The 19205-nt window shown below is 49.5% G+C and carries 16 protein-coding genes; 5 read left to right on the top strand and 11 right to left on the bottom strand.

Translation table 11 applies throughout. The annotated features are described in order from the left end of the window. Nucleotides 1-91: 91 nt before the first annotated feature. From MUG95_RS03645 to MUG95_RS03620, 7 genes are all read right to left on the bottom strand, one after another. On the bottom strand, nucleotides 92-1747 hold the full coding sequence (locus MUG95_RS03645; protein ID WP_247009717.1) for a hypothetical protein: 1656 nt from the start codon (nucleotides 1745-1747) through the stop codon (nucleotides 92-94). A 417-nt stretch (nucleotides 1748-2164) separates the two neighbouring features. Next, the gene (locus MUG95_RS03640) at nucleotides 2165-3433 is read right to left on the bottom strand and encodes a sulfatase-like hydrolase/transferase (RefSeq protein WP_247009716.1); all 1269 of its coding nucleotides are present in this window, start codon (nucleotides 3431-3433) and stop codon (nucleotides 2165-2167) included. After that, nucleotides 3430-4368: an NAD-dependent epimerase/dehydratase family protein gene (locus MUG95_RS03635; RefSeq protein ID WP_247009715.1), complete on the bottom strand. Its 939-nt coding sequence runs from the start codon at nucleotides 4366-4368 to the stop codon at nucleotides 3430-3432. Before MUG95_RS03635 ends, MUG95_RS03640 begins: the two co-directional genes overlap by 4 nt. 7 nt (nucleotides 4369-4375) lie before the next feature. After that, nucleotides 4376-5521: a glycosyltransferase family 4 protein gene (locus tag MUG95_RS03630; protein WP_247009714.1), complete on the bottom strand. Its 1146-nt coding sequence runs from the start codon at nucleotides 5519-5521 to the stop codon at nucleotides 4376-4378. 17 nt (nucleotides 5522-5538) lie between these two features. Beyond that, a complete protein-coding gene (locus MUG95_RS03625; protein WP_247009713.1) occupies nucleotides 5539-5769 on the bottom strand; it encodes a hypothetical protein in 231 nt (76 codons plus the stop codon). A gap of 57 nt (nucleotides 5770-5826) precedes the next feature. After that, nucleotides 5827-6327, bottom strand: coding sequence for a metal-dependent hydrolase (locus tag MUG95_RS17015; protein WP_372608184.1), 501 nt, complete (start codon nucleotides 6325-6327; stop codon nucleotides 5827-5829). Beyond that, complete coding sequence (locus MUG95_RS03620) at nucleotides 6320-6730, bottom strand: OB-like fold-containing membrane protein (RefSeq protein WP_247009712.1); 411 nt, start codon at nucleotides 6728-6730, stop codon at nucleotides 6320-6322. Before MUG95_RS03620 ends, MUG95_RS17015 begins: the two co-directional genes overlap by 8 nt. 380 nt (nucleotides 6731-7110) lie before the next feature. Between MUG95_RS03620 and MUG95_RS03615 the strand changes: the two genes are divergently transcribed. Then, entirely contained in the window at nucleotides 7111-8247 is a 1137-nt protein-coding gene (locus MUG95_RS03615; protein ID WP_247009711.1) for a glycosyltransferase family 4 protein, read from the top strand. A gap of 128 nt (nucleotides 8248-8375) precedes the next feature. Then, the gene (locus MUG95_RS03610; RefSeq protein WP_247009710.1) at nucleotides 8376-10517 is read left to right on the top strand and encodes a DUF2206 domain-containing protein; all 2142 of its coding nucleotides are present in this window, start codon (nucleotides 8376-8378) and stop codon (nucleotides 10515-10517) included. 48 nt (nucleotides 10518-10565) lie between these two features. Here MUG95_RS03610 and MUG95_RS03605 read toward each other — a convergent pair whose 3' ends face one another. Beyond that, nucleotides 10566-11897 (bottom strand): arylsulfotransferase family protein, encoded by a 1332-nt coding sequence (locus MUG95_RS03605; RefSeq protein WP_247009709.1) that lies wholly within the window; start codon nucleotides 11895-11897, stop codon nucleotides 10566-10568. 873 nt (nucleotides 11898-12770) lie between these two features. On the opposite strand from MUG95_RS03605, the gene MUG95_RS03600 reads away from it, so the two are divergent. The 3 genes from MUG95_RS03600 to MUG95_RS03590 are packed head-to-tail and all read left to right on the top strand — an operon-like array spanning nucleotide 12771 to nucleotide 15338. Further along, a complete protein-coding gene (locus MUG95_RS03600; protein ID WP_247009708.1) occupies nucleotides 12771-13559 on the top strand; it encodes an FkbM family methyltransferase in 789 nt (262 codons plus the stop codon). Continuing rightward, nucleotides 13559-14509: a polysaccharide deacetylase family protein gene (locus MUG95_RS03595; RefSeq protein WP_247009707.1), complete on the top strand. Its 951-nt coding sequence runs from the start codon at nucleotides 13559-13561 to the stop codon at nucleotides 14507-14509. Before MUG95_RS03600 ends, MUG95_RS03595 begins: the two co-directional genes overlap by 1 nt. After that, the gene (locus tag MUG95_RS03590; protein ID WP_247009706.1) at nucleotides 14499-15338 is read left to right on the top strand and encodes a formyltransferase family protein; all 840 of its coding nucleotides are present in this window, start codon (nucleotides 14499-14501) and stop codon (nucleotides 15336-15338) included. Before MUG95_RS03595 ends, MUG95_RS03590 begins: the two co-directional genes overlap by 11 nt. A gap of 74 nt (nucleotides 15339-15412) precedes the next feature. Here MUG95_RS03590 and MUG95_RS03585 read toward each other — a convergent pair whose 3' ends face one another. The 3 genes from MUG95_RS03585 to MUG95_RS03575 all read right to left on the bottom strand — a co-directional run bounded on the left by MUG95_RS03585 (nucleotide 15413) and on the right by MUG95_RS03575 (nucleotide 19205). Next, the gene (locus tag MUG95_RS03585) at nucleotides 15413-16576 is read right to left on the bottom strand and encodes a glycosyltransferase family 4 protein (RefSeq protein WP_247009705.1); all 1164 of its coding nucleotides are present in this window, start codon (nucleotides 16574-16576) and stop codon (nucleotides 15413-15415) included. A gap of 37 nt (nucleotides 16577-16613) precedes the next feature. Beyond that, complete coding sequence (locus tag MUG95_RS03580) at nucleotides 16614-17573, bottom strand: hypothetical protein (RefSeq protein WP_247009704.1); 960 nt, start codon at nucleotides 17571-17573, stop codon at nucleotides 16614-16616. A 96-nt stretch (nucleotides 17574-17669) separates the two neighbouring features. Next, nucleotides 17670-19205: a flippase gene (locus MUG95_RS03575; protein WP_247009703.1), complete on the bottom strand. Its 1536-nt coding sequence runs from the start codon at nucleotides 19203-19205 to the stop codon at nucleotides 17670-17672.

Genomic DNA, 19205 nt, shown 5'->3' with positions numbered 1-19205 from the left:
GTCCGGATCTGTTGGGTGTTGTTCGGGCTGATACAATAACATCTCTCGAGGACGATATAGCCACGACCCTTCGGTGGTAGAGTCATCACCGTCAGTCTCGGGTGTCATGGGCACTCTCCGTCGATAGTTCGTGGTCAAGACCCACCCGGTCACCCCGAATGTACGAGACAATATCGGAACTGTAACACTTCTCAGGCACGCCCTCGTCACCCCTCAGACTGACCCCCAATGATTCTATTTGCGAAACCAGCTCCTCCTTGCTGACAGGACCACTTACTCGAACTCGCTCCGTGTCAGTAGAGATAACCACCAGCGGTAGGCGAAGGCTCTTCGTATCTGGCACGTCCAGAGATGAGGCATCAACTGGAGTGTACTGTGACTGCTCGGCGCGATCTTGGTTATTCGACGAATGCTGAGATGTAAGCACTCGCTCAGGAACTGTCTCTTTTACAAACAGTTCATACTGTGTACGGTAGAGTGCTTCTAAGCCGGCAGCGGGTCGAGAGCTCTGAACAACAGACAGCAACTGTCGCGCATCGGGTAGACCCTCTTCAGTCCTTAGCGATTCCGGGGGCTCCAAGTCTCGACCCGCAAACTCAGAACGATGATCCCACTGATCGAGTGCCAGACCGATTGTTTCGTAATCAGCCGCACTGACGAGGTGATAAGAAACCGACTCAATTGCACCTCCAGCATCACGGAGGGTGCCTTCGATAGGGGAGTGTATGTCCCATAGGACGGGGTCAGCGGGGTGACCGTAGATATCAATCTGGACCTTCTTTCCGGAGGGCGTCTCGAACTGTGCAGTAACTGATTGCTGGCTCGTATCAGTTTCATTGCTTGTCCCGTAGTCGCGATGGGATGTTTTGCCACCCTTTGGTGCTAGTCTTTCCAGCGGTATTCCACCAAACTGTGAAAGCTGCGTTAATTGCTGTTCTGCCCGCGCAGCGAGACCCTGCTGAAGATCATCCTCAAGCGGAGCTGTATCTACTACATTATCCTCAATGACAGCAGGGTAGGACCTCTTCAGCTTGCTGATCCCAGCCACCGTCTGCACTGAGTTGGGGTAGTACTTGATTTCGGACGGAGCAACACGACCGATGAGCAAAATCTGCTCTGGGTCAAGCACCTTGTCAACTAGTGTTAGATGTGAGACAAGACTTTGCCTGTCATTGTAGGAACGCGCGTAGAACCCTAAGAGCTGAAAATCAGAGAGAGATACGCCGGCCACGGTTGACATTAAAAGGTGGAACTCGACGGTCTTCACTAGCGGCACCATATTAAGCTGAATCCCTCGGTCTGATAGAAGGTCTCGAACGCGTCCTACGTGCTTTATATACTGTACGAAGTAATCGACCTTTTTCTGGAGTGGATCGTCGAGGCGGAGACCAGGTCCATCGAGTACGAGATATCCCTCCTGTAGCGGCGCGATTGCTGTGATTAGTTCCTCTTCCGTTCTGGCATCGAGTGATTCATCTAGTGAGATCTCAGTGATTATTGGAACTTGGTCCTCGCGAATGAGTGAGTCAATGCTCTGTTGCTCATTACGTTGCCAATGGAGCACCTCCCTGACTGAAATCATAACCACCTCTGCGTCATATTCCCATGGAAGGGGCTCGTCAGACCGTGAAGGGTAACACCGCGGGATATAGGCCTGTCCACTGATTGCAGATACGGCACTCAATCCGAGATTACCGCTCCCGTTTTCCTCGTAACCTGCTTGGGAGAGAGTGGTCTGGTGTGACATAACGACCCACACTAGTTACCAAAATATTCCAATTGGGGTGTTAAACAATTTGTGTTCTGTATACTTGAGTTCAGAATTAGATAGAAATAGAAACTATATATTGAAGATATAGCTACTTGCTTGAACAAAGGTTCGATAAAGTTAATAGGATGCACTATAGCGGGGGCAAATTCGGAGCTATCTGTTTTGATGGTCTTCCGTATTGTATGTCAGTGAAGACTACAAAATATCATGAAAACAGGCTTATGATGTGGGGTACCTTTCAGGATAGTGCCTCAGATCCTGATGAATGGACGATTATTCACCATACCGAATTATACCTGTCTCCTTACGACTGATAGTGGCTTATAGTGATAAAATAGAACACTCTGGTTCTTTAATAACCCAGACTCTGCGTCTTGTGGACCTTAGACACCGTCAATTGAGGCTGGCGACACTTGACTGGATCGAGAGGACTTCTGTTTCATGATTATGACGTCGTTGGACCACGGGTTGCAAGCAAGCCTGCAGCGCGCTTTCTTCAGCTACCGGCGTCTCCTCGATCATTCTCCCCTCCAAATTGTATGTTTCAGTCATGATTTGCTGCCCGTTCTGCCAACAGGCAATCTGCTTAGCCGTTTTTGTACGCACAGCGATTAAGTTCCGATCAGTTCGACCATCGTAGTCGGTTGCCACGGTCCACGTATCAAGACGCGGTTGTGTGTCACGCTCGGTGAAATGGTTGACAATGCTAGGAATCTGGGTTAGCGAGATTGGTCTGGAAAAATCTTCATCTGAATCGATTGGCTCCGAGACAACTAGTGGGACGTGAATGTTCTCTTCATACAATGAGGGATAGAAGTGTCCATAGATATCCCGTTCACCGAATGCCTCCCCGTGATCGCCAAAGACGACATATACCGGATCAAACTCGGCTAGCCGCTCCTGTAGTTCGTACAGCAAGACATCACCAAATCGGATAGAGTCGTCATAGATGTCGATTATTTTTCGAATTTCCCGGTCAGAGAGATTTGGATCCAGTTCATCTATTAGCTGATTGCATCGCCAGTTGTAGTAGTACTGCTCGAACAGTGAACTCCATTCTCGGTATTTCCGGGGGGTGAGATGAGGGAAGTGTGTATCAAGTGAAAAAATCCAGAGAAAGAACGGCTCAGACTGGGTATGAACCCATTCTTCGATCTCGTCGATATACCGGTCCCAGGTCTTGAATGCCTCTTCCCGGCGAAGATAATTCCGGAAATTCCGAACTAGGGTATATATTGTGGAGTCTGAGAGGTGCTTCTGGAACACTTTCTGATATTTATCAGTCGAAAACAGGAAATCCTCAAAATGATCAAACCCGCGGTTAAACCCGTAATGCCGGGACGCGTATGCGTTCGGATTGAACGCTCCAGTAGCGTACCCCTGCTCAGTGAGGTCTTCTGCAAGAGTTCCGTGCCGACCTAGATGCCGACGAGAATGAGACGGATCAGCCACACGGTCTCTGGCAACCATCGGCTCGCCTGTGAATGTTCCAGCCATCGACGGGTTTGTGCGCGACGCTGGCGCGATCGCGTTGGGGAAGCCGACTCCCTCTGACGCCATTTGATCTAGGTATGGAGTAGTGTTCCGCTCGTAGCCCATGTATCCGCAGTGATCCGCACGCAGACTATCGTAAGTCACAAGAACAATATTCCTCTGTGTCATGTCACGAGTACCTCTTCTTCTTGCTGAAGCAGGTCCCGGAGCCCAGTTACGAACTCAACTTCAGGCTCCCATCCGAAATCTGACTGGATTTTCGAAATCGCTGCTTTGAGATGCGGACGATCACTGTCGCGGACCCGTTCCTCATCTTGGACAATTTCGATTTCTTCCCCGAGCGCGTCGCTTGTCTTTTCAACGACTTCCCGCACTGAATACTCGACTCCGGTACCGACATTATACGTTGAGTAGCCGTCATCAGACTGTGTTAGTAATGTGATTAGGGCCTTCGCCACATCCGAAACATGAATGAAGTCCCGTTTGGGTGTGAGATTCCCGAGCTCGATATTCCGGCTTCCACTTCGAACCTGACTTACGATCGCCGGGATTAGGTGTTCATTCGTTTCGTTCGGTCCATATACGTTGAATAACCGGGCTGTCGTCGTGCTAACATCCGTCTCCTGATTAAAAAGACGCATCAGATCCTCGCCGATTAGTTTTGTCTCGCCGTAGATATCCATCGGGCCGGTTGCTGATGTTTCGCTATTCGCCTGATTTCGAGGTGGATATACGGCAGCTGACGAGGTGAAAATCACGGACTCCAGACTGTCTACCTCCCGTGCCGCGGCTAACACATTTCGGGTGCCCATTACGTTTACTTGAAACGCTTCCTCGGGGTTCGCATTACAGTATGGAATATAATGGAGTGCAGCTAAGTGGATAAGTGCGTCCGGTTCAAAATCTGAGACGATTTCAGGGATTTGTTCATCACGTATATCGATGTTCTCAAATCGGACACCGTCTGGTACAAGTGCTGAGGAGCCTGCGAACTCATTGTCGAGGGCAAGAACATCAGCACCCCTCTCTGAAAGAGTTTGAACCAGACACGAACCAATAAATCCTGCTCCACCAGTAACCAGAACCTTTTGATCGGATAACATCAGTTGCTTACTGCTCTGCTTGCAGGGCACTTGAATATACTCGTTCCAGTTCGTCGACAATCACATCCCAATCGTGTTTTCGACCAAATTCTTTAGCCGCCTGAGAGAGGTCACTAAGTAACTCTTCGTCGGTTATACAGTCAACCAAACAATCAGTGATTCCCTCCGCAGATACATCGGTGATATAACCAGTGACTCCATCCTTGACCACTGCCGTCGACCCGTTCTCTTCATGATCCACGACAATACTCGGAACACCACACGCGTTAGCCTCGAGAATTGTATTTGGGAAGCCTTCACGGATTGAAGGCAAGATGAATACAGACGCTGACTTAATATTCGCTATGACCTCGTCATCACTCTCAACAAATCCCAAAAACTCAACATGATTTGTTACTCCGACCTCGGCAGCGTACTCTTCTAGGCTTTCCCGTTCTGGGCCATCACCAATGATACAACACGACAGTTCTGTATCAACCCGCCCAGACGCCTGTGCAATTGCATTGAGCAGTAAGTCCACATTTTTATGTTCAGAAAGTCGGCCCACGTAGATAACGTCCCATTCGGTAGCTGCTTCCGATACTGATTGTAGCCTATCATAATCTACTCCGTTTTCCACGACGCTGAGGCCCTCTGAACGTCCGAGATCGTGGATGTCTGCCTCTATATATTCGGAGATTGGAATCACAGTATCTGCCAGTTTCATTGTCGCCCGCTCAATTATCTGTCCGAATATTCCTTTCTTTCCCAAATAATCATACCAGTAGTCGTCCCAAACTTCATACCACGTAATGACGAGCGTAGAATCCCTAAAGAGTTCATGACTCTTCGACACAAAACAGGGGAAGTATGGAAATTCTTGACAGTCAATTATGTCGAAATCTTCCCTAAATAACGAAGGCACGAGATGGGCAGCGAAATATATAGCCTGAGGAATCGAACGACGGCCGTCAACGTAGAGTTCTTTAGGTTCGCAAACCCCGTGTAATGTCACTCCCTCTCGCACAACTCTTGCCGGTCCATCCCAGTAGTGCATTCCGTAGAGGTGTACTTCGTGATTACTCGCGAGTCTCCTCGCTAGTTCCCATATCCGCTTCTGTGCTCCTCCCTTCTCATAAGGGTAAACAGCATCGTAAACGAACGCGATCTTCATTTTATAATATGATACAGCTACTCGTTTAGATAGCCGAGAGATTCGAGTCTTTCCTCGACTTGGTGTTCATCAACATCACTATTATGACTTAGTTCTGTTTCCTGCTCAGTCGAGTGGATCACTTCTTCAAGTACATATATAATATACTGGTTAGCATCCTCGAATTCGGTATAATCAACACGGTTTTGTATTCTTAGCAGTAACTCGGAAGGTATGTCAACCGATTCAAGATCTGGGGTATCGCTCATATGCCAAGATGAAGCCCACAATATAAAAGTGGTATTGATGCAGTCTCTCAGCCATCTTCAGTTGCATTCATTTTTATAACGGGTGCTCTGAATAGCCCAAACAAGTGCAGCAACACAGCCAGTCACAACTACTGGCCAAACCTGTGTACTGAGATACAGACCCGGACTGGGGACGCGATATTGTAGGAAAGGCCAGAAAAGTTGTTGAGTGTGTCCTGTGGGGGTGAGAAGCAGGCTATCAGTCAAAAGATGAGTCCCAGACCCGACTCCTAAAAGGAGACCACTACGGTAGCGTTCTTCAGGTGAAAGCAGAATCACCCCGACGAGTACACTCAAAATAACGCCTCCACCAGTGTGTAAACTCCCCCATCCAAACGGATAGCCAACAATCTGCTCAACAATTCTACTCGGCAAAACTAATCTGACTTTCATCAAATCAGGAATAAAAGCCCCCATCATCCCGATAGTGATGTACTGCTTGGTAATCCACTCCCAATGAAATGACATAGTTCGGCATACTGTATACGCTATAAGTACATGTGCTAACAAATCAGGCATTATCCTCGCCCTCAACTTTTTTATTCGCATAGGCGGGTTCCGGAGTACGCTCACAGAAATGTAAAGTTTCCCTGTTTATTTTCCAATGTCGGATGAATCTAGTAAAAACCCAAATGCCAGCAAACAAAGAGATACCCCAAGTGTACCACAAATTCTCGTTTGGGACTGCAAAGGCGTGAATTACTCGAATACTATTTTCGCTTGCTAAAACACCGTATACGCGGATCTTGTCTCCCCTCTCCAGATTTCTCCAATCTCTGCCAGTTATGTCGATCTCATGCGGTCCCGTGGTTGTTTGGACACGAATGGCTGTTGGATCAACACTCTGAACGTATCCCCCAAGCACAACCCGATCACCAAGATACTCCACAGGGTCCTCAGTAAATTCATCAGGCCCTGGCAAGACCCAAGCGTCCGCATTTGTCGGCTGCTGAGCATAAAGCGAAAACAAAAACACTTGGCAACAAACTAGGATGACCAGAATAAGTACTCGTGCTGAGATAATTTTCATAATTTTTGGTTGCTATGTCGTACTCGAATTATTTCTGCTGATCAAGTATCAATTGTGCGGTTTTTAATGTCAGAATCATCACAGCAAGTCCGATCAATGCAGTTCGTGGATTCGTTCAGGGGGCACTTTGATCCCTGTAGATTTAAGCATGGGTCTGTTAAAGGGAGAGATACAACATAGCTTAGACGCAACGCGTTACCCCTATTAGTGTAATATAACTCACGAACTAGGATGACTGGGGATTAAGAATATAGCCAATTCAATGAGAACACATGACTGAGTCAGCGGCGAAATATGATATTGAACGTTTCCGTGGATGCTCGACCGTTACCGAACTTTCCAGTGAAATCATAGGTGAGAATAAAAAGCAAGAGATAGCGATTCTATCGCTGGCGCTACGTGGGTCAGCAGGGGTGAGTAGAGAGATCGAGCAACAGGCTAGAGAGTTGACGAACAATGGGTTTGAGGTGACGCTATTCGTTATTGAATGTGACATGGAACCACCAGAAGGAGTCTCTCTAGAGGTTCTTGGAACCCCGTCAAATTTTTATCTCAACAAACTTCATCAGATATTGCTCCCACTCTATGCTCCAAAATCAATTCCAACAGTTAAGAAACTCCAGTCATACGATCTCTTGATTAGCCACAGATATCCTCTACATTTTCTTGCATGGGCTGCTAGCAGGCAATCTGACATCCCCTATATCACCTGGCATTATCACGTTCCAGAACCGGAAGCTATGCCAGATATTCAGCAGCAGGCATTCATGCGAGTCTTAGAATATTTTGAAGAGGAAAGTTGGTTAGTCAAGCAGGCTGATGTCGCCTGTTCAATTAGCCAATCATCGCGCGAGATCCTGCGACAAAAATCAGGAGTTGACAGTCTTGTAATCCAGAATAATACGGAAAGCGAACGTTTCGATGGTGTTGAACCGGATGTCGAAGGCGTAAAAAAAGAATACGGCATTGAACTGACGGACCCGGTCGTTTTGTTTGTCGGTCGACTGACTGCAACGAAAAACGTTCTGGAGCTGATTGAAACATTTGAATCAGTACGAAAAGAAGTCCCAAAGGCGAAACTCGTGATTGCGGGGAAACCGACTGTTGACGAGTACTTTGAGAAACTTCAACAACGGGCTGGAGAAAACGTTATATTCACTGGGTTTGTCTCGGACGAGCACCTCGTCGCACTATACGAAATCTGTGATGTATATGCCACTTGCTCAACGCGAGAAGGCAGAAACCTACCACCGGGGGAAGCACAAGAATATGGAGCGACGGTGATTGGTTTCAATGTACCGGGGGTTCGTGATATCGTGCAAGACGGAGAATTGGTCGAACCTGAGAATTACGAACAGTTTGGTAATAGGATGACTGAACTTCTAACAGTGAGTGCTTCATATCAGTAATGAACACATTTGAAGGGTGGTGCAAGCGGCGATTTCTTGATTCGACCGCTGGACAGTCTATTGTAGGCTGGCTATCCTCGTCAAGTAACAATACAAAGCTGACAACAACTATTGTCGCCGTGCATCTGATGGTGGTCGCTGTTGTGGTTCTGAATCTCCCGCTGTTACGGCCATTGATTGTAATTAGTTACCTGCTGTTGGTTCCCGGAACACTTGTACTCGGACTCGGCGGTAGTACGCTTAATCGAGTGAGTGATTTATTATATGCAGTTGCTTTGAGCCTCGTCGTCATCATGCTTGTCGGGGCCACGGTGAATACCGTCTATCTCACAACAATAATCATCAGTACTCCCCCATTCACTGAAGAGATATTGCTAACAGTATTCCTGACAGTCACCGGGATTCTAACCGTCGGGTTTCGATATTCAGATGCTGAACCAGAACTTCCGACCTGGAATGATTTGGCTCGCCTCTACACACCGTATCCGCTATTTTTGTTATCACTGCCCGCGATCGCGGTCTTCGGTGGGTTACTGCTCCGGTGGTATGCTGATAATCGTCTTCTGCTGGGATTATATCTCATTATCGGCCTTCTTACAGTCGTGATCGGGTTCCAGCAGAGTGAACCCAAATTCCCGAATTTCACAGTTTGGTGTGTCGCAATTGCGCTGTTGTTACAGAATCACATAGCACTTCCAGCTCTGATCAATCCGACTGAGTACTACGTCGCGAATCTCGTGATTAGCCACGAGTTCTGGAATCCGGATTTAATGTTGAATAAAAATGGAATGTTGCAAATTGTCATTACACAACCCGTCGTCTCGATCCTCGGTGACGTGCCACTCATGTGGGTGTACAAACTCGTCTTTCCGCTCTATTTCTCGCTGGTTGTGGTCGCGCTGAACAAGGTTAACACGCGTTGGCTGAGCGTAAAGGGCGGAATGATGGCGACGCTCCTTTACGTGTTTTCGTTCCCATTTTTTACTAAGCTTGGACACATCATCCGGACTGGTTCAGCAATCTTGTTCGTCGGTATCTTTCTAGTTGCGTTGCTCGATGATGAACTCCCGGACCGTCTATGTAGTGTGGTTTTAGTGGCGGCAGTATTCGGTGCGACCGTCTCTCACTACGGTGTTGCACCCATCTTTCTGTTCATCCTCATCATCGTGTTTATATTCCGAATTATCGATGGTTTCGTTGGAGATGGTCTGTTCCCAAATAGGCGGCAACCCAGTACTTCACTTGTCGTATTCTCAATCGTCGTATTAAACCTCTGGTACAACCTCGTAGCTTCAAGTCGACCGCTGCGAGCAATCTGGGGAATTCCGATTGCGGTGATCGTTGAACTCCAAGAGTTCTTCACAGCCACGTCGTCAGCCGGGCACGCCATCTCAGCTTCTTTACCTAGTCTGACTTACCAACTTATTCAGTACGAATATATCTTAATTACGCTACTGGCAGGGATTGGTGTCAGTATGGTCTGTCTGGAGATACTGCGGCGAAGCAGAATTTCGAAATGGCTTCCAGGCACCGCAAACCGACTCTTGAATTTGCTGCCCTCGATTGAGACGGATGCGCTCCACATGTCACTCGGTGTCGGGGGAATGTTGCTTTTCGTGTCCGCTTTCGCACCGACGAGTGTCTTCGGAATTTCCCGGATCTACATGATCGGCCTCTTCTTTGTCGCCTCGTTCGCTGTGCTCACCAGCGTTTTGATCTCGAAAGTGACGTTCAACTCCGAGAGCGGCGGGATCTACGTCTTTAGTGTCATCTTGTTCGTGACCCTCCTATTGAATACAGGATTTATTTCCGCGACAGTGACACACGGTCGTTCACCACAGGCGTCGCTTGAACAGGATCGCATCCTGAATGAGGGGAGTGATAGACAATTGTACAACTTCTTTGGCAGATACGAGTCCGAAATCGAGGTGCAATCCACCAAGTGGTTGATAGAACACAAGCGCACAAATCTGATATATACCGGCGGCCGTGGCATATCGAGTCAATACTTTTATACGGGGTACGATACGTCCAAACCGCCCGGCGTCACGGTGAGTGAAATCGAAAGTCGATCGTTCATTTCCCCATCGTATATCTACCTCAACGAGTTTTCGACTCGTACTGGAAAAGTACTCAATTTCAAAACCGGATTCTCAACGTACACTCAAAAGAACACCGAACCAATCTCGTTCATCCGAGCGAATGAGCACCAACGCATCTACGACGCCGGAAGCGTAGTGATACTATTCAATGACGTGAGAGGCGAGTGAATGTTGAAGAAGAGCGGTCCGTAGTGATTATTAGGCTGAACTATCCTCTTATTGTCGGACCACCGGATTCCGGAATTTCCAACCAGACCACCATATCTCAAGGAATATCCAACTAACAAGTGTAACAAAAGCTAACGCCACGAGTCCGACTTGTTCAAAACCCATCCAATAGGGAGTGACAAAAGCAATTCCATGAATGAGCTTTGCTGGAAGCCAGTCAGTGAATTGCGCTCGGAATTGCGGCCACAAGCCTTGTTTTGCTGTTCTTTCAACAGTTTTGGACTCTAATCTAGTGCTTGAAGCCGCTGGCCCGTTTTGGCTTTCATCACCCGTCCCTAACCTTTCCGCCTCATAGGGACTTTTCACTGACACGCTCCAAACAATATCTCCAGAAGCGTTAACCTCCAGAATACGCCCACCACTTGTATCCGTGATCAAAGTATGGCCGTTCGGTAATCGATCCGCATCTCGCGGCCAATTCATTTGTTCGTCTTGCCATACCCATGTTTGCTCCCACTGGCCGTTCTGCCGCTCATATTCAATAACACGGTCATTTTCACTATCCGAGACGATTACAGCTGGTCCCCCCTCCGAGCGAGGGATGTAGTCTGGGTTGTGCTGTTCATACAAAATTGAGTGATTACCATCTTCCCCCAAAGTCCATTTTTCCTGAACACCACCGCTACGGGTCAGGAACACGACTTCATCCTGATTTCGCATACTCGCCATGAAGCGACCATCAGGAAGAACCTCCACATCATTCAAATGCGTCCATGTCTCTGGGAAGTCGCCACCAGATCGTGTCGAATAGTGACTCTGCGCCCGCCATTCCCACACTATCATCTGATTTGAAATGTTCATGAGGGTAACAGCATCGTGTTGAATGTCACCGACCAAATAATGAGTCTCGTTCACCCGGTCAACATCGTGCCAACGAGGATCGTGTTGTGTCGGTCCCGGCCGAACCTCCTCATACAGGCGGGTAGTTTCGTCAGTAGTAATGTTCACTCGTTCAATGATGTTTTTATAACATATTCGGGCACCTCCACACTCTTCTGCAGGCAGCTGCTCGACTGCGACGTACTGGACAGTGTACTTTCCTTCTGGACTAGGATCAACATCCATGTAGGTGTGATAGGTGTTATTGAAATATTGCACCCGCCCATCGTCCCCAATAGCGGTTAGCGAACTATTCGTAGTCTGAGTGAAGCCATGTGAGGTAAAAACGGTCCAATTATTATTGGATGGTGCTACTTCCGATCCAGAAATATCTGATTGATATTGGACGGGTGGCTCTGCTGTTACATAACTTATTCCCAGCATAATAATCGAAATAGCCAACAACCCAAAAAAAGCAACTCGCAAATAATGTTGGCGCATACTAGATGGTGTGTTATAATAAATAAAAAAGTTCCGAGAACCTCTCCACAAAGAGGTTATTTGTTTGTTTAGATGCTGTTGATGTAATCTCGTCGCTGTTCGACCTTTACCTACTCGTCCCGCTTGTCGTAGTGCTTGTCGAGGATGTCCGGCGATACTTTCATGCGGTCCGAGACGACATCCTCGGAGACATCTTCGTTCGGGATGTGAGTGATTGACCCTCTCCGGATGGAATGGGGGCTGACGCTCGACGGGCACTTGCTCCGATAGCCGTACACCGTTGCTTTGCAATCGCTCTCCCGTCTATCGTGGGGGCAGTGCTCTCCGTAGTAGACAGGGACGAGTGACTGTATAGGCCGTCTCTCGCATCGTCCTAATCGCCAGCCGGCCCTGCTCGCTGGTAATCAGAGGCTCGCGCCCATGCTCGTCGGTGGTATCCGAGTGCTTGTGGTTTATCCAGCTGTCAAGGACTTCGCAGACATGAAGAGCCAATGCAACCGTTCGCTCGCCTTCTTTTCCGTTCTTCAGCGTCGTCCCAGTTTCGGGCCGATGTTTTGAATGGACAATATTACGCCAGTCATTGGAGTCGCGTTTCGATTGATCTAATCGTTGGCTTCGGTGGCCACTGACTCCGAATATTCCACTTGCAGACAATGTGCTTCCCGAAAATTGAGCCGATATCACGAACTGTACCGCTGAATCTCGGAAGTACTGCTATGACACGTTCAGATACTTTCTTATAGTTGGTGGTCAGAGCTTTGGTAGGAGCGAAGAATCATCGGAGATCCAGAATCCAGTCCCTCTCGGAGACACGTTATATCCTGATACGAAAGTGTAAAACACTCTTCGGCAGAGTATCTTATAAGAAGACGCATGACTCGTATCAAGTCGGCTGTTGAAGATACCCTTCCGGACGGGGTATTTTGGGTCGTTCGGTCCATATACGGAGTGGTTTCACCGAACAAAGAGACTAGCATCGTGGTCCCACACGACGGATTGTGGCTGGTAGTGGATATTAAAGGGGGGGAGTATCTCACTCCTTCTCCGAAACGGGCCAGTTGGCCAGAGTTGGTGGACGGGAAAATCTTCGACAAGTATACTCTTGAAGGGTTCGCTGAAGTCGAACCGAACGATATCGTCTTCGACATCGGCGCGTTTGTAGGGGGTTTCTCGCGACCTGCGGCGAAGAATTGTAAACACGTCGTCTGTATTGAACCCGATCCAAAGAACAAGAAGGCACTAGAATACAACCTCAATGAAGGAAACGAAGAAATCGTCAGGTCCGTAGCATGGAAGGACGAGACAGATATCGAATTACAACTGGGACACGATCCGACTGACCACTCAGTCCTGTCAGCCGACGATGGGGGCACCGGACGCTCAATCGAGGTCAAAGCGAGAACGATCGATGACTTGGCCGCCGAACGTGGAATCGACACAATCGACTTTCTCAAGATCGACGCTGAGGGGGCAGAACCAGAGGTTTTATCCGGGATCGAAGAGACAGAGGTGAAAAAGATAGCAGTGGATTGTTCCTTCGAACGCGAAGGAGAAGCGACGTTCGAAGAAATCGAACAAATTCTTCAGCAACGCGGATTCGCTACCAGACGCTCCGGCGAGGTACTCTTTGGAAGGCTCAAGCCCGAATCCACAGCGGACTAATGACCGGGAACGTAACACTGAGCCTTGAGATTGAATTTGGGTGGGGTTTTCACGACCTAACGAAGAGCTCGAAGTACGACAAATTGAGTACCGGCAGAAAAGAAGAGACCAAGTATCTTAAGCGGTTGTTGAAGGCGTGTGATGTCTATCGTGTACCGATTAGCTTCAATATCGTGGGTCATCTCTTGCTGCCGGAGTGTTCCGGTGACCACGATAGCCCACTCGGTGCAGAATGGTTCGCTGCGGATCCGGGAACGGATATGGATACCGACCCATTATTTTACGCTCCCGACATCGTCAAGTTGATACAGGACGCCGAGGTGGAACACGAAATATGCACCCACACCTACTCACACGTTCTTTTCGATGAAATCAGTGACGCCGTAATCGACTGGGAACTGAAGCGAGTTAAGGAGGTACACGCGGCTGCTGGCCTCAACAGGCCGGAGACCTTGGTGCCCCCGAGACATCAGCTTCCGCCGGAACAAAAGATACGAGAAAACGACATTCACACAGTTCGTGTTCCGTTCCTGGACGTGGAGAAACCGACGAACAATTTCCAATCATTCGTGTGGATACTCACGAGGGACCATCCGGTAGGCTCTCCTGACACGAGCAACGGGGTAGTCAAAACTCGCTGCCCACCGTATCCTTCTTTGACAGCCACGTATCTACAGAACGGACAGACCAAGCCCCATCCAGTGTTTCGGTTGATGCCCGTGAGAGCGCGACAAGCGATTCATCACAGGTATCTCAGAGACGGCCTCCAGCGAGCGATTGAAAGAGAGACGTACATCCACTACTGGAGCCATCTCCATAATCTCTCGAACGAACAGCAGTGGCAGCCTCTCTGCTCGTTTCTCTCGGAACTCGGGAACGCTCGGAGTGACGAGGACATAACGCTCAAAACGATGCGTGAATTGGGGAGAGAGATCGTTGATGACCGATGACAGTACGCCACTGCAGGTCGGACTCCTCTGCGATGGACGCCACGTCCAGCGATGGGTCGCCCGCACATTGGACCATATGCTAACCCATACCGATGCCGAAATCAGTGTTATCGTTGTCAACACGTTCAAAGGCCAGAGTGAATCACGGTCTAGTGGAAAAGTACTTTCGGAGGTGTTGGACAACGGTCTCTGGACCCTCGTTGTCGGAACTAGGAAACTAGCCAACGCGTTGGGCCACCCGCCAGAGTATATCGAGAAACACAAACGCGACATCCCTCTCTCAGAAGTGGACGGAATCGACCAGACGTCGGTCGTGGAAACGGAGCCAGTAGACACCGACGGGTTCGGGAAAGAATTGCCAGACGAGGTCGTGGACATGCTCGCAGAAGAGACCGACGTTGTCGTGAGGTTCGGATTCGGGTTTCTGAAGGGGCGTATTCTTGAAGCACCTGAACATGGTGCCCTGAGTTTTCATGGGGGTGACCTGCGTGAATACCGCGGGAAACCACCGGGATTCTGGGAGTTTATGAACGACAAATCCCATGGAGGGTTTGTACTTCAGCGGATAACGGAAAAACTAGATGGTGGTCAGATCGTGACGATGAAAACAGTCGACTTATCGGACGCTAGAACGTGGCAAGAGGTCAAGTTACGACTGTATGATGCCTCCGAAGATATGTTAACTGACGGAATCCGGAATATCAGTGATCCGGATTTTGAACCAGCTGATCCGGAATCACTTGGGAACGTCTACTCGACACCGAGTGGAAGGGTAGTGGTTTCATATCTCCTGAAAAACTCTCTCGGTAGAGTGAGGGGACTGATGTAGTGCGATAAGAAACCAACGGATGTACAAAGATTTACGAACTATACATAAATGAGTCTTGGTTGGTCCAGATTCTGTCATTCCGAATCGTGATGTCGACAACCCAGAGCGGAGTGGTTTGACAGGGCAGTTACCAAGGTTCGATACTGCTCAGAAACTGAGCTGTATGTGAAGTTCTCTCGAACGTACTCCTGTCCTTTCTTGCCGAACGCCTCGTTCATGTCACTGTCTTCTAGGAGTCTAATGAGATTGTCAGCAAACACGTCAATCTCGTACGGTTCGATTCGGAATCCGGTCTCCCCGTCTATGACTTGATCAACCATGCCACCGACGTCGTATACGACACACGGCGTCTCACAGAGATATGACTCAGAGATACTCATCCCAAAACTCTCGCGCTCGGAGGTGAGTATCGTTACATCGAATGCAGAATACCACGCAGCCAGTTCGTCAGTGGCTTTACGACCGGGCCAGATGACGTTCTCCGCAACGCCGATACGAGATGCGTACCGCTGAACGTTAGTCACGTAGTCACTATCGCCAATGACGACGAGATAGACGTCGTCATCCATCCGGTGCCGAGTTTCTTTCAGTATATCCATCGCTCTGTCTAGTCGCTTGACTGGGCGGGGGTTGAGTACAGCTCCGATAACGCGATCGTTATCCTCGATATCGTACTCACTACGAACGGAACTCGCGTCGGACGATGAGGCGGGATCAAACCACTTCTGATCGATTCCAGGCGGAATCACTCGGACGGACTCCGGGGAGTCGATGCTCAGAGACTGCAGGACTTCCCGTTTTTGTTCATTCGAGATGAAAACGCTAGCGTCGCTCCGTTTTAACAGATAGAACTCTAAAAAGCGTGTCAGTCGTCGTTTCAGTTCCGAATCTGGATTCTTGTACCCATTGAATCTGATAATCATCGGTATGTCGACCACGTTCGAGATTGCAGTCGGAAGCGTCCCGAAGACTTGCGGTGACCCGTAAACGTGTGCGACATCAAATTCGTTGCGGTTGGCGAAAATATATCTAAGAGCCTTGAGTTGGGGCGTTAGCATACCTTCCCCCAAGAACACGAAGTCCATCTCCTGACGCTCGAAATGTCGAGCAACTCGTCGGTCGTGCTCGCCAAAGATCATCGTGGTGACCGCATGGTCACGAAAATACTGGTCGAAACGGTTGATAGACGCGTCGACATTATCCGGCGAGACCGAGCCGGTAATATTCAATACCCTCATTTGTAGTGGAATTATATAAACAATCAAAAAGTCAAAATCAGTCTATATATCCGAGATTTTGCAATCGGTCAGCAGCGACCGACTCTTCGGTATCAACGTCGTCGGTTGGGGTCTCAGCCGTAATTGATTTACGTGTCTCGGAATCGATTTCGAGCCACGGTACAGTCACCAGTTCATCCCTGAGGATGTGCGGTGGATGGCCGTAAATTCGGATCGGAAACGGCCAGGCGAATTCGCCGACCATATTGCCGTGGTCAGATGTCACGACAGACTTCCCGCGTAGGTCGTCTACCAGCGATTGTACGTGTGGGAGAGCTGTCTCGAGGTTTTCCCTGTATGCTTCGAACACACGGTCCTTGTCAACCGTTCCCTCGCGGGCAAGCTCCCAAATATTCGCACTGTCCCGGGAGCCGGTTCCGTTCAGAAGCTGCGTTCGACTGTATTCGAAGCCGCCCTGGGAGCCGAACCATTCTCTGGCTTTTTGCCCGATAAACGGGAAATGCGGCTGGACAAAGTGCGAGATGATCCGTTTGTTCGGGTACGATTCTGCGACGTCTCGGGTCCGTTCAGTCATAACCTGCGGCGTAACCGTGTTCAACTTTTCGTCCCACCCATCGCGCCAGACCTGGACAACATCATGAAACTTGGCGTCGAGATCGAGAGCCATGCTCACTTTCGGGTTCGCAGTCACGTAGACAGTGTCGTGAAACTCGCCCTCTTGGAAGTTCTGACGCAGAAACTGGGCGGTTGCGGAGTTCCAGGATCGCTTCTGACTCAGCGTCCCCGGTATCGTATTGAGTTCTTCGAACATGTCGAATCGGCACGCATCCAGAATGATCAGATTGTCCCAGTCTTCTTCGACAACATCAACACCGTCACCCACAAGCAGAGAAAAAACAGATGGCATGATGATCTCCTGCATGAAATCTTTCTCCAGCCACCAGCCAGGGTCGTTCCAGTGCTGGCGGGCTACGCGGACCAGTGTTCGGAATCGCATACCAGTGGATATCCAGTTTGATAATATATATATTGTGTCTTCACGACCGCGCTGTAGAAGCAGGCAGTAGAGCCGGGTACGGCGTCAAGAGACCAGCTACTTCCGGTTCAGGGCTTCGAGTATGGAGCGAACGGGTGCCGTCGGGATAGGTGTCTGATCGACGGCGGACAAGATGAAATCGATATCGTCAGCGTCGAACCCGAAGGTGACGATGAGGCCGAGATACAAGACACCAAAGAAAGATATGAATCCGAAAAACCGCGGCAAGGTCGATGAGATTACCGACCCGTACATCACCGACGGGATGCCGAAGAGCACGAAACTCGAACCCAGCGGCAACAGGACTGACTTCGGAAAGGGGTTGATCCGTCCGAAACGGACGAGATTATACTGATAAAATCCGTTCATCACGGTGTAGGAACCGGCAGAAGCGAGCGCAGCACCAACCAACCCAAATTCGGGAATGAGGACCAGGTTCAAAGCCACGTTGGAACCGAAAGACATGATATTTCCGTAGAGAATGGCCTTTGAGTAGCCCATCGCAACGAGCGCTCCGGCATTCAGACCCATTAAAATATGAACAAAAAATCCAATGCTGAGGACGACTAAAGCAGTGCTACCGACAGTGTACTCGGTCCGGAACAGCAATTCGAGTGACGTGGTGGGGAACAAAACGAACACAAAAAACACAGGGAAGGTTACAAACACGACCCACTTCGTGACGAGTCGATACAGCTGCCCCATCTCTGATCTGTCCTCGGCCTCGTGTAACCTCGAGATCATCGGGACAAAGAGGAATTTGAACGTAGCCAGAAAAATCAGCAGCGTCCGTCCAAGCGTGTACGCAGCGTCGTAGATTCCGACCGCGTTGCTATTTCTGAAGTAGGCGAGGAGGAAATTATCGCCGTACTGTAACATCAACACAACGCCGCTGGAGAGGACAAGCGGTAACGAAAACGAAAGAATCGATCGGGTTCGCACCGGGTCCGGGCGAACTCGCCAGCGTGCGCCCGCCACAAGATTAGTCCGGATATGTAGGTAGACGAGACCGCTCAGCCCGGCGAGGACAAACGCCCCAGCCCAGCCAATCGCGATGACGAGCGGGCCAAGGCCCAAGAGTGCAAAGCCAATCACACCGACCGCTTTCAGCCCTTGGTGACCGAGGTTTTGTACAACGACTCGGCCGAGTGCCGATTCGAGCCCTCGGAAACCTGCCACAACCAGTTTCATAAGCACAAAAAACGGTAACGAGACCGCGAACACGACCAGCACAGGCGTAAACCCCGGTTCGTTTAATAATGCAGACACAGTGTCGGCGTACAACCCGAGGACCAGTGCGGTTGCCGTCGCGAGCGGCATCGCAATAAGCAGGGTGTCTCGAAAAAGCCCCGGTTTGTCGTCAACGCGTGGCAGTCGCTGTCCCAGTGCTGCTGGAAGTCCGAGTAGGACACCGATTGAGACGATATTGATGATTGAAGCACCGAGTACGACAAGTCCGTACCCGCTGGGAGCAAGCTGATTCGCTGCGATGATACGAGTCAAAAACGTTGCACCGAGGCCGACAATATTACCGACGAAAACAAACGCGGTACCTTGGACAAGCTGTTTGAACGTGTCGGTGTCGTCATCCAT

The organism is Halorientalis litorea, from assembly GCF_023028225.1.
GTDB classification, from domain to species: Archaea; Halobacteriota; Halobacteria; order Halobacteriales; family Haloarculaceae; genus Halorientalis; species Halorientalis litorea.
This window is presented reverse-complemented; position numbering and strand designations above follow the sequence as displayed.

Coding starts and splice junctions, on each gene's coding strand:
- MUG95_RS17015 (WP_372608184.1), bottom strand. CDS start 6,327: ATGCCTGATTTGTTAGCACATGTACTTATAGCGTATACAGTATGCCGA.
- MUG95_RS03635 (WP_247009715.1), bottom strand. CDS start 4,368: ATGTTATCCGATCAAAAGGTTCTGGTTACTGGTGGAGCAGGATTTATT.
- MUG95_RS03575 (WP_247009703.1), bottom strand. CDS start 19,205: ATGGATGACGACACCGACACGTTCAAACAGCTTGTCCAAGGTACCGCG.
- MUG95_RS03630 (WP_247009714.1), bottom strand. CDS start 5,521: ATGAAGATCGCGTTCGTTTACGATGCTGTTTACCCTTATGAGAAGGGA.
- MUG95_RS03600 (WP_247009708.1), top strand. CDS start 12,771: ATGACTCGTATCAAGTCGGCTGTTGAAGATACCCTTCCGGACGGGGTA.
- MUG95_RS03615 (WP_247009711.1), top strand. CDS start 7,111: ATGACTGAGTCAGCGGCGAAATATGATATTGAACGTTTCCGTGGATGC.
- MUG95_RS03605 (WP_247009709.1), bottom strand. CDS start 11,897: ATGCGCCAACATTATTTGCGAGTTGCTTTTTTTGGGTTGTTGGCTATT.
- MUG95_RS03585 (WP_247009705.1), bottom strand. CDS start 16,576: ATGAGGGTATTGAATATTACCGGCTCGGTCTCGCCGGATAATGTCGAC.
- MUG95_RS03640 (WP_247009716.1), bottom strand. CDS start 3,433: ATGACACAGAGGAATATTGTTCTTGTGACTTACGATAGTCTGCGTGCG.
- MUG95_RS03590 (WP_247009706.1), top strand. CDS start 14,499: ATGACCGATGACAGTACGCCACTGCAGGTCGGACTCCTCTGCGATGGA.
- MUG95_RS03645 (WP_247009717.1), bottom strand. CDS start 1,747: ATGTCACACCAGACCACTCTCTCCCAAGCAGGTTACGAGGAAAACGGG.
- MUG95_RS03580 (WP_247009704.1), bottom strand. CDS start 17,573: ATGCGATTCCGAACACTGGTCCGCGTAGCCCGCCAGCACTGGAACGAC.
- MUG95_RS03595 (WP_247009707.1), top strand. CDS start 13,559: ATGACCGGGAACGTAACACTGAGCCTTGAGATTGAATTTGGGTGGGGT.
- MUG95_RS03610 (WP_247009710.1), top strand. CDS start 8,376: ATGGTGGTCGCTGTTGTGGTTCTGAATCTCCCGCTGTTACGGCCATTG.
- MUG95_RS03625 (WP_247009713.1), bottom strand. CDS start 5,769: ATGAGCGATACCCCAGATCTTGAATCGGTTGACATACCTTCCGAGTTA.